Raw genomic sequence first — 12,718 nt, forward strand, 5'->3', positions numbered from 1 at the left:
ATGTTTCTTTCCCTTCCTCGTAGATTAAAACCGTCCAATGAACAAATCAAAGCAGTACACCCAAAGTAAAATAATGATGATACCTACTCCAAAAACTGCATAGAGTGAACCTTTTAAATTCTCATCTGACTTCTTTTTATTTGCCATTTTTGCTCCTCCTACGCTTTTTATAGTTGGTGTTTCTTACAGTCATCATATATAAATTCAATGCAATTTGATGTGAAAAAAATCACACTTCTAGACAAATTGTGTGAAGAAAGTGTGAAGAATGTAGGGGAGAAAAAAACAAGCTATCTCAAAAGTCATCGAGATAGCTTGTTTCATTGTTATATTTAGCTTTTTTTTAATAAAAACAATAGATGTTAAGGAAGTATGATCAATGTATATAGGCGAATGGCAAATTTAAAACATATATGCTGTATGCTCTTGCATATAATGTCTTATTTGGCATAGACTTTAAACCTAGCTTTCTACTCCGCTTCTTCCTCAATTGTTAATAGAACTGTTAGGGCACCGACGCTTGGGACCGAAACTGGGAGAGCAAAGGCCTTCTCAAAGCCATATAATTTTGTATTGCCCACCATCACAGTTGGCGGAGTGATGTCAATTTCTAAGCTTTCTTGCCCAACAGCTGTACATAAATTTCCTGCAATCATGTTACCAAATTCCCCTGTAAAGGATTCTAGCATTTCTCCTTCAAGCGGCATACCGAACATCGTACTACCGATTCCACTGAACACTTCAGGAGAGGAGTCAATGATGACACGACCCTTTAAATCTCCGACTAAACCAATTAATACACCCATTTGCTGCTGTTGAAAGGGTTCAGAAATAATACTAGGCGACTTTACTTCTATATCCATAGGTAGAATTGATTTTAAAGCGTGAATAGTCCCGTTTAAAATAGTTTGAAAGTACTTCGAATTACTCATCATTACCGCATCCTTTTTCCGACTTTTCTACATCTTACCATGTAAAAAGGGTAAGATGAAAGTATGTCTTGACGAATTAACAGGAAATTTATAATATATTAGTGAGAATGATTTTCAAATTCAATGAATTGGTCTGAAAGACACGAGAAAAACACTACATTAAATGAAAAGGAGCGGTCAGCAATGACATTCGTATTGATTGGAACAGCTGTAGCCATCTATATTGGAGTAGGGAAATACGTCATGAAACAGGCGACTGCACATTTGAAATAAGAAATTATATAAGAAAAAAACATGAAGCATGGTCCGAGCACTCGGGACCATGCTTTTTTGTATTTTTCGAAAGGTAAAAAGATATCTTAGCGGTTTACAAACAGTATTAATTGTTTTTCTGAAATAATTATAATAAATAGAATTTTTATTTTTTTCTGAAAACTATTGAAATAACCTGTTAACCTCTGATAAAATTTTAAAAAATGGAATCGCGTTTCATAATATGGAACGGAGGGGGAAAAATGGGATTGAATATTTTAGAAGTAAAGGATTTGAAAATAGGTATTCAGCAAAATAAAAAGGATATTTCCATTGTGAATGGGGTGTCATTTCAACTTGAAAAAGGTAAAACATTGGGGATTGTAGGGGAATCTGGTTGTGGAAAAAGTATGACATCCTTATCTCTTATGGGGTTATTGCCTTCTGGAGTTGAATGGCAAAATGGAGAGATTTACATAGATCAAAAACAAATTCCTAAAAAATTGAAGAAGGAATGGCGAAAGATTCGTGGGAAAAAAATTTCAATGATATTTCAGGAACCGATGAGCTCCCTTAATCCAGTGTATAAGGTAGGCTCCCAAATCATTGAAATGATTCATAGTCATGAAAAAATTTCAAAAAAAGAGGCACATGAGCGAGCGGTTGATATGCTTCGCCTTGTTGGTATTCCTCGTCCCGATAAAGTGGTGAATGAATATCCACACCAATTATCTGGTGGTATGAGACAACGGGTGATGATTGCCATGGCATTGGCTTGTGGACCAGAAATATTAATCGCAGACGAGCCTACTACTGCATTAGATGTAACTATTCAGGCACAAATTCTAGAGCTAATGAAAGACATACAAGAAAAACTGGACATGTCCATTATTTTAATTACCCATGATCTTGGCGTTGTGGCTGAAATCTGTGAGAAAGTGATTGTCATGTATGCGGGTGAAATAGTTGAAGAAGCAAATGTGTTGGACTTATTTGATCATCCGCTCCATCCCTATACGAAAGGGTTACTAAACTCATTGCCGGATATTGAGACAGAGCAAGAGTATCTTCCGTCTATTGAGGGTGTGGTGCCATCACCAGCCGATATGCCAGCAGGTTGTAGATTTTTCGATCGATGTGAATTTGCAACTGAAAAATGTAAACAGAAACCAGAGTTATTTACTACGTCCATTGGTAGCACGGTTAGATGCTGGTTATATGAAAAGGATGATGTGGGAGGAGGAATTGTAAATGAGCAGTCCATTGTTAGAGGTTAAACACTTGAAAAAATATTTTCCAGTGAAGGGATCACGTTCGGGAAATTTAAAAGCAGTAGATGATGTTTCATTTTTTGTCAACGAAGGTGAGGTTTTAGGAATAGTAGGGGAATCAGGTTGTGGAAAATCCACAATGGGCAAAACACTCATTCAGCTTCTAACACCTACAGAGGGCGAAATTTTGCTGAATGGAGAAAATATAGCCACACTTAGCGCCAAAGAGGTACGTCAAAAACGTCGTGATATGCAAATCATTTTCCAGGACCCTTTTTCTTCCCTTAATCCTCGTATGAAGGTTTTCAAAATAATTGAAGAACCTTTAGTGAATTTTGGAATCGGTACAAAGGAAGAACGGAAACAACGTGTTTTTGAGGTTGCCAAACAAGTTGGGCTTACAGAAAAGCAACTAGAACGTTTTCCACATGAATTTTCAGGCGGTCAAAGACAGCGCATTGGAATTGCCAGGGCACTTGTATCAAATCCTAAATTGATTGTTGCAGATGAACCGGTATCGGCACTAGATGTATCCATTCAGTCTCAAGTGCTAAATATAATGAAAGATTTAAAAAGGGATATGAATCTTACCTATATTTTTATATCCCATGATTTAAGTGTCGTGCATCATTTTTGTGATCGTATAGGGGTGATGTACTTAGGGAAGATAGTGGAATTAGCTGACAAACATGAATTGTTTAATAATCCGAAGCATCCCTACACGAAAGCATTACTTTCTGCATTACCGAAGTCTCATCCTTCAACGGTTAAAGAACGAATTGTCCTTAGTGGAGATGTGCCAAATCCAGCGAATCCGCCATCAGGATGCACTTTCCATACGCGGTGTCCAAGCTGTATGGAGATTTGTAAAGTGACACCACCGAAATTGAAAAAAATTAGTGATCAACATGAAGTTTCTTGTTTACTTTATGAAGAACAAATGGAGCGATTAACATGAGCAAAACATTGGAAAAAGGGATCAATATTTTAACGTTATTTACGGAAGAAAAACCTTCTTGGCGGTTAGACGAACTAGCTATAGAAACCGATATTCCTAAACCGACCTTACATAGATTTCTAAAAACATTTACGGATTTAGGCGTATTAAAACGGCCATATGTTCAAAGTGGTGGACAGGTAGTTTTAAGTGATCATTATTTACTAGGGAATAAACTAATTGAATTGGGGGCAATAGCTGCTAATTCCATAGAGATTCGTTCGTTAGCCATTCCATATATGAAAATGTTACAACAGAAATTTGATTTGGCTGTTCAATTAGTAGTATTGGATGAAACGGACGGCCTTTATATAGAAAAAATAGAAAGTCTAAAGCCGGTTCTATTATATACAAGAGTCGGAAGAAGAGCACCTCTTTACGCAGGCGCTTGCTCACGTATTCTTTTATCTTTTCAATGTGAAGAGAAAATTAACGAGGTTCTTCATAAACCTCGAAAAAAATATGCGAGTGGAACCCCTCATACGGATAAAGAAATTCATGAACTAATTGAATTTGGTAAGACAAATGGCTATGCCTACAGCGTGTCAGAACTAGAAGAAGGAACTGTATCAATAGCGGTGCCAATTTTTAATAGTGATCGAAAAGTAGAGTACTCCATTAGTATTGCTGGTATAGAATCACTACTACCACAAGAAAAAATTAATATGTTTTTAGAGGGACTGTGGGAAACTGCTGCGTTAATTTCGGCTGAACTAGGTTATTCGATGCCATATCCTTATGGCGTATAAATAGCACAAACATAAAAGGGGATGAACAATAATGAAGAAACAAAAATGGCTAGCGCTATTACTAGTTTGCATGATGATTATTTTGTCAGCATGTAGTGGCGGTACATCAACAAAAGAGGATAGTAAAAATAGTAGCAAATCTTCTGGAGAAAACGCTGCGCTCACAAGGGGTAATGAATTAGTTGTCCGTGTGGCAGGAGATCCTCAAAACTGGGACCCGATTGATACATTTTTACTGTCTTGGAGTACCGTAGCAACATCAGTATTTGAAGGATTAGTTAGTCGTTCTTTAGATTTAGAAATTCAACCTGGATTAGCGGAATCTTGGGAATATAAAGATGAAAAAACAATTGTCTTCCAATTACGCCAAGGCGTTACCTTCCATAATGGTGAACCATTTAATGCGGAGGCCGTTAAATTTACTTTTGATCGTCTGCTAGGTGATGAAGGTCAAAAAGGTCCTCAATATTCAAATTACACTTCCATTGATCATGTTGAAGTAACGGGTGAATATGAAGTAACGATGCACTTAAATTCTATAGATCCAGTATTACTTACAAAACTATCAGGTTATGGTGCCGTAATCGTACCACCTAAATATATTCAAGAACAGGGAGCAGAGAATTTTGATATGAAACCTGTTGGTACAGGTCCGTTTAAAATGACAGATTATCAACGAGATAAACAAGATAATTGAACGTAATGAAGATTATTGGAATAAAGATGCTATTAAACTAGATAAAGTTACATTTAAAGTAATTCCAGAAACAGCAACAGCACTTGCAGAATTACAAACAGGCAATATTGATATTATGACACGTTTGGAAGTTTCTCAAGCTGCAACAGCAGAAGGAACTGACTTTATTGAATTAATGGAAGTGTCTACACCTACAGCTTATTCAATTCGTTTTGATACGGCGCAAAAGCCAGTTGATGATGTACGTGTTCGTCAAGCTATTAACTATGCTATCGATAAAGAAACGATTGTAAAAGAAATTTTAGGTGGCTATGGGAATCTGATAAGCTCATTCCAAAGTGATTTATCATTTGGCTATAATAACGATTTAGAGCCATATCCATATGATCCTGAAAAGGCAAAAGAATTGCTGGCTGAAGCGAAAGTTCCTGAAGGTACTACATTAGATTTCTTTATTCCAGGTACAGATGGAACATTTAAAGAGATTGCACAAGCAGTAGCGTTTTACTTAGAGGAAGTTGGAATTAAAGTATCGATTAATAGTGTGGAAAATACGACATTCCAATCAGAGTTAATTCCTCAAGGAAAAGCTGGCCATATGTATAAAAATGGTTGGGGTGGCTGGACGCTGGACTTTGATAATACCGCTTATTTAATGTATCACGAGGGAGAATTCTGGAACCCATCCTATAAAAATGACAAAGTAGAACAATTATTAGCAGCAGAGCGTGCCACTATTGATAATGACGAAAGACAAAAGGTCTTTAAAGAGCTTACAGAAGTATTATATGAAGATGCAACTGAAGTCAACTTATATTCTGAAGTTGAAATATACGCAGTGAATAAACGAATAAAAGGCTTCCAACCACCACATGATGGCCGCTTTAATTTTGCAGGTGTCACTGTCGAGTAAGTAAAAAATTAAGAGATAGTATGTTAGCATACTATCTCTTTCACTTCACATTAGGAGGATGGAATTATGCTTTCCTATATTCTACGACGTTTGTCGCATACCGTGCTGGTGATCATTGCGGTTTCATTAATTATATTTTTCTCCATTCGTTTAACAGGTGACCCCGTAAGTATAATGTTTGGGGCTGGTGAACCTTCACAGCAGGCAGTAGAAGAACTGACAGCCAAACTCGGTTTAGATAAGCCTGTTTGGGAGCAATACATCATATTTATGAAGGATTTAGTAACACTTGATTTTGGTACGTCCTATCGTTCCAATAGCCCTGTTTTAGAGATGTTACTCGAACGAGCGTGGCCGACAATTGCGCTTGCTTTAGGTGGAATGGCAGTGGCATTGTTAATAGCTGTTCCGCTAGGTATTTTATCAGCCATTTATAAAGGAAAATCCATTGATGTGTTTAGTCGTATTTTTTCTTTGTTAGGTATTTCCTTCCCTAATTTTTGGTTGGCGTTCATGCTAATTTTAATTTTTGCTGTTCAACTAAAATGGCTACCAGTATCCGGATTTGATGGATTTAGCTCATTAGTTTTGCCGTCCGTTGCCTTAGGGCTTATCTTATCTGGTATTTTAGTTCGATTAATTCGTACGTCTATGCTGGAAGTACTTAAAATGCAATACGTCACAACTGCACGGGCGAAAGGTATAAGAGAATGGCTAGTTATCATTAAACATGCTTTCCGCAATGCCTTATTGCCAACTGTAACATTTGTTGGTTTACAGTTTGGGGGGCTTTTAGGAGGTGCGGTTATTGTCGAGCAAGTCTTTTCTTGGCCAGGAATTGGAAGGTTGATTGTTGATTCTATTAATCAACGAGACTATCCTGTGGTCCAGGGAGGAATCATACTTTTAGCATTGATTATGATTTTAGTAAATCTAATCGTTGATTTATGCTACTCATTGATTAACCCGAAAATTAGAACTGGAAGAGGTGAGCAATAATGACTCAAATAATGGGAACAGAAGCAATCGAAATAAAAAAAGCCAATAAAATAGTAACAGTTCTGAAATTCATGAAGAACAATCCAACAGGCATCATAGGCTTATTATTGGTTGTCACTACGATACTATGTGCTATATTTGCGCCATATATTGCTCCCTATGATCCGGGGACGGCTAGCTTAGGGCATCGGCTTGACCTACCCAAATGGCTAGATGATACTGGTAAATCCGAATACTTACTCGGAGGAGATCAGGTTGGGCGTGATTTGCTAAGTAGAATTATTTACGGAGCACGTATATCTCTATTAGTCGGCATTTGTGGCGTAATCATTTCATTAGTGCTTGGTACATTTCTAGGAATTGTTTCAGGTTACTTTGGGAAATGGATGGATGATTTAATTATGCGGCTAGCTGAAGTTCAAATGGGGCTACCGTTTATTTTACTAGCCATCGTCATCATGAGTGTTTTTGGAACAGGTATTGAAAAAATTATTATTATCCTAGGACTTACATATTGGGTTAGTTTTGCGAGATTAATTCGAGGAGAGATTTTGGCTTTAAAGGAACAAGAGTATATCCAAGCAGCAAAGGCAATTGGTGGGACACATTTCAAAATAATCATTAAGCATATACTTCCTAATGTTGCCTCCTCCATTTTAGTGTTAGCAACGATGTGTATTGCAGAGTTTATTTTATTGGAGGCCTCTTTAACATTTTTAGGGTTAGGTGTGGAGCCTACAGTACCTTCATGGGGAGGAATGTTAGCAGATAGTCGAAATTATATGACCTCAGCTTGGTGGATATCTGTTTTCCCAGGGGTGGCCATTATGTTAACTGTTTTAGGCTTTAATTTATTGGGAGATTGGTTGCGAGATCGCTTAGATCCAAATATGAAAGTTTAGGTGATATGATGAACTCTATAATTTTTTCTAGTTTATTTCAAAAGAATGAAACGAAAAAAAAGCCTTCTTTATTTATAGATTTACCTAAAGATTTAGCTCCATTAGGATTAATTGATTTTTGCTTACGTTTAGGCTTTGAAGCAAATGAAGTAGACTTTGATTTATTTCAGCCAGCCAATCAGTCCTATACAATGAAGTTTTTACAGCATACTAGCACATTTATTTCACAAGATGACTCAACATGGATCATTTATTATGAGAGTGAATTAGCACTTTCTACATGGTTAAGTGCAATAGCCAGTGAAGGAATGGTCGACACCCAAACGGACAGCCCTTTAACGGATTATGAAAATTTAAGTCATCTTTGGTCAGCCTATGGCACGGGTGAAAAGGATGAGGCACATCCCCAGCAACATGTAAGTGTGAAAATGAATATACAAGAAGAATTAAAGACAAATGCTCTATTAAAAGAGACTTGCTATCTAGCATTGCGTTTAGGCCTATATGCCACATCTATTTCATTACCAGCTATAACATCAGAAGAGCGACATGTAACTATTTCATTCAAGCACGAAAACGAAAGTTATATGGAATTGACCGCCAAAAATGCCATTCAAATCTGTGGTACGAAAGAAAGCCTACCGACCGTTATCCATTCCATTGCAACAGCAAAGCATGTGTCTGAGGGTGGACTGCTTGGAGTTTGGGAGTTAAACGAAAAACAAATGAATGAAGCGGCGATTTTAATGGACGAAAAATGGAGCGATGAATCTGAAGCTTCGTACATGATAAAAGCATTAGAAGAAGAACAAGATAAAGCGTTAGAGGCTGAAATTTATATGACGGCCACTAAAAAAAATCGTGATCAATTTAAGCTAGATTTATATGAAAAATTTTCAAATTTGACAACCATTAAAGTTCGCGCTGCCTTTAAAACAGGGTTATACTGGATATTAGAGGAAGTACTTCCATCTGTCGAGGGGCGCTTTGAACATGTAAAAATAGTATGTAAGGATGGGGTAAGTGTAAACGGCTTAGAGCAACATAATCGCTGGATTATGGAGCTATACCCTGTGGATGAAATGATTGAAATGCAATATGGCATACCTAAGGAGCATGTGCAATTTGAGCTTTCCAGCACGCAACAACATGTGTATAGAGTATTTGTAGATGATCAGTTAATAGCTGAGCTCACTCCACCTATTAGTGAAGTGGATTATGTTGATGGTCAGAAAAAAGCTTATCCAACTACCGCTGGGTATAGATTATTCAACAAGACAGAGCGAGTGCAGGAGAACATCATATTTTCTGATCGTGAACGTTTCTATAAATACTATATGAAGGAATTATTGCCACGAATGGTGAAAAAGTTAAAAATAGATACCCATAACGTTGATCAAGCTCAGCTATTTCCATTATTCGATCGAATTGAAATCGACTTTACTTCTTCTGGAATCGAAGAAGAAATAGGCGTCCAGCAAGAAGCAAACTCATCGTTTGAGGCGTTATACGAGGATTTATACTTTAATACTTTAGACTATTTTCATGAGCTTGGTCGCCAGTTAGTTAATCAGCCTTACAAAGCTCCAGGTGGTGTTATTCCTTATATTCATATAGAACAAGATTTGTATAAGCCTATTAAAAGTGCCATAAAGGTTTACCAGTGGAATGACAAACCGATGACGGAACCCGTTACAAAACGAATCTTGTTTAATCAAGAAGGACAGTTTGACACTGTAGAAATGTCTATCGGTAATGAACTGAAGGTCACTAAGGCAAAAACCTTTTTAAAACACAACATGAAAAATATAATTCCATTAGTAGAGCGTTGTAAACAATACTCAGAGGTCAAATTGAATTATGGAGATATATCTTATAAAGGTACTGTCATTCCATTTTTAGAGGTGACGGAACCTATTACGAGTGAATATTATTCAGGGCTAAAAAAATCAGATGAAAAACATACGATTGTTTTTGAAGCTGGCCATCATCCAAATGAAGTATCTAGCACTCCTGCGATTTTGGCGCTAATGGAAGATATTATTTGTCAGCAACCAGAAATATTAAAAAAAATGAATGTCATTATTATCCCTTTAGCGAACCCTGATGGCTATGAAATCATGGAATGTTTGACAAAGGAGCATCCGAAGTGGAAGCATCATGCTGCAAGATTTAATGCGGTGGGATTAGAATTTGCCCATGTGAAATTCCGAAAAAGTGTGTTCGGTGAGGCAAATGTATTACCACTTATCTTAAAAAAATGGGCTCCAGATATTGTTATTGATGACCATGGAATACCAGCTCGTGAGTGGGTTCAACCGTTCGCAGGTTACGCCTGCCCACCTATTTTCCCAGTTTCTTATACGGTTCCAAGTGCCAAAATTTATGGGATTGGTCGTTATGCAGATGATGATACGAAGGAAATTCAGGCCAAAAATCTGGACCTAGTAGCGGAAAGAGTTAATAGGATGTTTGATGGATCTACGTTTGCTCAAGAAAATGCGTATTGGCGAGATCGATACTATAAATATGGAACAACGTGGGATCCAGATAAATACCCGATTGAGGAAATGGGGAATATTAACTTTTATCGTAGTATGGAAGTAACACCTACGTATTCATCAGTTAGTATTTTACGTTATCCACAGTGGGTCGCTTTAGATATCATTTCGGAAGTTGCAGATGAAATCGTTTATGGTGAGGAATTACTATCGTGTATGGCAGCCCATCAATTATTTAATCAGGCAATTTTAGAAGCTGCACTAGCTACTCCTGTAAATAAACAAAAACAATCTGGACGCTACATAAAAAAACGTCCGATAGAAATTAGGTGACTAACACATGACAAACATATTATTAACGGGATTTGAGCCATTTTTAGATTATAAGCTCAATCCAACTATGCAAATTGTAGAAAACTTAGATGGCGAAAAGATAGAAGACTATCATATTATAGGAAGAATTTTATCTGTAGATTTTCAACAATCTGCCGAGCAGCTAAAGCGATATATAGAGGAAATACAACCGCAAATCATTATTTCTTTAGGGCTCGCAGGGGGTCGTTATAAACTAACGCCTGAGCGAATTGCTATTAATGTGAAAGATGGGGAGCCCGATAATAACGGCTACACACCTGTTGATGAGAGCATTCAAGAGGAGGGGGCAGATGCCTATCTGACGAATTTACCAATTCGCCAGATGGTTAATCGCTTACAAGCAGAGGGCTATCCGGCTGAAATCTCTAATACAGCAGGTACTTACTTATGCAATAACATTATGTATGAGGGGCTTGTGTATGCGCAGCAACATGAAGGGGTACGTGCTGGCTTTATACATATACCTGCTTCCTTTGAATTGGCCATCCAACATGGCAAAATTCCAGGCTGGCATATTCGTGATTTAATCGCTGCTGTGAAGCTTTGCATTGAGGAGACAATACGTGCAGGTAATCATTGAATTTCCTTATTCAATGTGGATTAGCAAGAATACGATTCGCTTTTCCTTTAAGGAAGAAATATCCCACCCAAACTTTTCTGCAGTACAAGCATTTAATCGATTTCTGAAAAAACAACTACGACACAATCTTGTCGAGTGTGTTGCAAGCTATCATACAGTTACAGCATATGTGAAACAACGAATAGATGTAGACCTTTTAAGAAGGCAATGGCTGGACAGTCAAGCATCCACAGTCATTGATGACAGAACGAATAGACTATTAAAAATCCCAGTTTGCTATGATGAAGAATTTGCCTTAGATAGGCAACGAGTGATGGACTATACGGGTCTAACATTTGAGGACATGAAAATGTTACACATGTCCAAAAGCTATTACGTTTATTTAATTGGCTTTTTGCCAGGCTTTCCGTATCTTGGAGAACTTGATTCTAAATTATTTGTGCCTCGTTTAGAGAAGCCGAGAGCGTCGGTGTCTGCAAGTTCTGTTGGGGTTGGAGGTGGACAAACAGGGATCTATCCTGTCGATTCACCTGGTGGCTGGAATATTATTGGAAGGACGCCATTAGAGCTTTTTAATGTCAATGGTAAAGAGCCATTCCTATTTGAACTTGGTGATGAAGTTCAGTTTTATGAAATAACTAAGCAACAATATTGGGAAATGAAAAGCAAAGGAGTGTAGCGATTGAAGCCACTTCTGCTCATAACAAAACAAGGGGTTTATGGTAGCTTACAAGATAAAGGAAGGTTTGGCTATCGGGCATTTGGTATTCCGTTATCTGGACCAATGGATTATGTTTCATTTCAAGCGGCCCAGCTAATTTTACAAAATCATCATAACCAAACTTCTTTCGAAATGTTCGTGGGTGGTTTTGAATTTGAGGCAATGGCTGATGGGGTCTATGTTTTAACAGGCGGTCATGGGGTATGCATGATCAATGATGCAGCCATTGAAATGTGGAAAACATTCCATTTAACAAAGGGTGATAGGTTAACGATTAAGAGTGTGAGTCAAGGCTCTATCATTTACTTGACACCGCTGGGAGGGTTTACTTCAAAATTGCAGCTTGGCAGTACCTCATACCTCTCTCAGGGGAATCTAGGTATGGTCCATGCAAAAGGAAGTATTTTATATGGACAAATAGCCTCGCCATTAAAATATAATAGAGGTCTTTATGCTCCGTATCGTCCGACTTTTGACAATACGATTACTGTTAGAATTTTTAAGGGTCCTCATTTTCATTTATTTACAGGAGAGAGTCAGCAACAATTTTTGCAAAATCCTTTCCAGTTTAGCGGTGGTAATCGAATGGGCTATTATTTAAAAGGCCCTGTTTTACAGTTAAAAGAAATGAAGGAAATTCTATCTGAAGCGACACAGTTTGGCTCAATTCAAGTGCCTCAAAATGGGAATCCCATCATCTTAATGGCCGATGCTCAAACAGTAGGAGGCTATCCTATTATGGCCACTGTACATGAAGATGATTTACATAAAGTAGCCCAAATGCGTATGTTTAGCACAATACATTTTGCACTGGAGGAAATGTGATACG

At 37.6% G+C, this 12,718-nt stretch carries 11 protein-coding genes and 1 pseudogene; 10 read left to right on the forward strand and 2 right to left on the reverse strand.

Annotation, left to right across the window (positions count from 1 at the left end; genetic code table 11):
* Positions 1 to 24 precede the first annotated feature (24 nt).
* Both C9J29_RS24910 and C9J29_RS06235 read right to left on the reverse strand, forming a co-directional pair.
* Entirely contained in the window at positions 25 to 147 is a 123-nt protein-coding gene (locus tag C9J29_RS24910; RefSeq protein ID WP_009370491.1) for a hypothetical protein, read from the reverse strand.
* A 323-nt stretch (positions 148 to 470) separates the two neighbouring features.
* Positions 471 to 932, reverse strand: coding sequence for a chemotaxis protein CheX (locus C9J29_RS06235; protein WP_008176411.1), 462 nt, complete (start codon positions 930 to 932; stop codon positions 471 to 473).
* A 515-nt stretch (positions 933 to 1,447) separates the two neighbouring features.
* Here C9J29_RS06235 and C9J29_RS06240 point away from each other — a divergent pair.
* From C9J29_RS06240 to C9J29_RS06285, 10 genes and pseudogenes are all read left to right on the forward strand, one after another.
* Positions 1,448 to 2,461 carry an ABC transporter ATP-binding protein gene (locus tag C9J29_RS06240; RefSeq protein ID WP_171365159.1) on the forward strand — a complete coding sequence of 338 codons (1,014 nt, stop codon included), beginning with the start codon at positions 1,448 to 1,450 and terminating at the stop codon, positions 2,459 to 2,461.
* Complete coding sequence (locus tag C9J29_RS06245) at positions 2,436 to 3,413, forward strand: ABC transporter ATP-binding protein (RefSeq protein WP_043990133.1); 978 nt, start codon at positions 2,436 to 2,438, stop codon at positions 3,411 to 3,413. The genes C9J29_RS06240 and C9J29_RS06245 overlap by 26 nt, the downstream gene beginning before the upstream one ends.
* The gene (locus C9J29_RS06250) at positions 3,410 to 4,201 is read left to right on the forward strand and encodes an IclR family transcriptional regulator (RefSeq protein ID WP_008176403.1); all 792 of its coding nucleotides are present in this window, start codon (positions 3,410 to 3,412) and stop codon (positions 4,199 to 4,201) included. The genes C9J29_RS06245 and C9J29_RS06250 overlap by 4 nt, the downstream gene beginning before the upstream one ends.
* Before the next feature lie 31 nt (positions 4,202 to 4,232).
* Positions 4,233 to 5,811: pseudogene (locus C9J29_RS06255) on the forward strand (ABC transporter substrate-binding protein).
* Between the two features lie 66 nt (positions 5,812 to 5,877).
* Positions 5,878 to 6,810 carry a nickel ABC transporter permease gene (gene nikB, locus C9J29_RS06260; RefSeq protein WP_043990131.1) on the forward strand — a complete coding sequence of 311 codons (933 nt, stop codon included), beginning with the start codon at positions 5,878 to 5,880 and terminating at the stop codon, positions 6,808 to 6,810.
* Complete coding sequence (locus C9J29_RS06265; RefSeq protein WP_107921796.1) at positions 6,810 to 7,712, forward strand: ABC transporter permease; 903 nt, start codon at positions 6,810 to 6,812, stop codon at positions 7,710 to 7,712. Before nikB ends, C9J29_RS06265 begins: the two co-directional genes overlap by 1 nt.
* An 8-nt stretch (positions 7,713 to 7,720) precedes the next feature.
* Positions 7,721 to 10,546 carry a M14 family metallopeptidase gene (locus tag C9J29_RS06270; RefSeq protein WP_107921797.1) on the forward strand — a complete coding sequence of 942 codons (2,826 nt, stop codon included), beginning with the start codon at positions 7,721 to 7,723 and terminating at the stop codon, positions 10,544 to 10,546.
* Positions 10,547 to 10,553: 7 nt separating this feature from the next.
* Positions 10,554 to 11,168 (forward strand): pyroglutamyl-peptidase I, encoded by a 615-nt coding sequence (locus C9J29_RS06275; protein ID WP_008176394.1) that lies wholly within the window; start codon positions 10,554 to 10,556, stop codon positions 11,166 to 11,168.
* Positions 11,152 to 11,847: a 5-oxoprolinase subunit PxpB gene (pxpB, locus tag C9J29_RS06280; protein WP_008176392.1), complete on the forward strand. Its 696-nt coding sequence runs from the start codon at positions 11,152 to 11,154 to the stop codon at positions 11,845 to 11,847. Before C9J29_RS06275 ends, pxpB begins: the two co-directional genes overlap by 17 nt.
* 3 nt (positions 11,848 to 11,850) lie before the next feature.
* Positions 11,851 to 12,714, forward strand: coding sequence for a 5-oxoprolinase subunit C family protein (locus tag C9J29_RS06285; protein ID WP_090001757.1), 864 nt, complete (start codon positions 11,851 to 11,853; stop codon positions 12,712 to 12,714).
* The last annotated feature ends 4 nt before the right edge of the window (positions 12,715 to 12,718 follow it).

This window comes from Lysinibacillus fusiformis (genome assembly GCF_003049525.1).
GTDB lineage: Bacteria > Bacillota > Bacilli > Bacillales_A > Planococcaceae > Lysinibacillus > Lysinibacillus fusiformis.

Excerpts from the sequence above, each read along its gene's own strand:
- C9J29_RS06270 (WP_107921797.1), top strand. The coding sequence starts at position 7,721 with ATGAACTCTATAATTTTTTCTAGTTTATTTCAAAAGAATGAAACGAAA.
- C9J29_RS06240 (WP_171365159.1), top strand. The coding sequence starts at position 1,448 with ATGGGATTGAATATTTTAGAAGTAAAGGATTTGAAAATAGGTATTCAG.
- C9J29_RS06265 (WP_107921796.1), top strand. The coding sequence starts at position 6,810 with ATGACTCAAATAATGGGAACAGAAGCAATCGAAATAAAAAAAGCCAAT.
- C9J29_RS06235 (WP_008176411.1), bottom strand. The coding sequence starts at position 932 with ATGAGTAATTCGAAGTACTTTCAAACTATTTTAAACGGGACTATTCAC.
- nikB (WP_043990131.1), top strand. The coding sequence starts at position 5,878 with ATGCTTTCCTATATTCTACGACGTTTGTCGCATACCGTGCTGGTGATC.
- C9J29_RS06275 (WP_008176394.1), top strand. The coding sequence starts at position 10,554 with ATGACAAACATATTATTAACGGGATTTGAGCCATTTTTAGATTATAAG.
- C9J29_RS06250 (WP_008176403.1), top strand. The coding sequence starts at position 3,410 with ATGAGCAAAACATTGGAAAAAGGGATCAATATTTTAACGTTATTTACG.
- C9J29_RS06245 (WP_043990133.1), top strand. The coding sequence starts at position 2,436 with ATGAGCAGTCCATTGTTAGAGGTTAAACACTTGAAAAAATATTTTCCA.
- C9J29_RS24910 (WP_009370491.1), bottom strand. The coding sequence starts at position 147 with ATGGCAAATAAAAAGAAGTCAGATGAGAATTTAAAAGGTTCACTCTAT.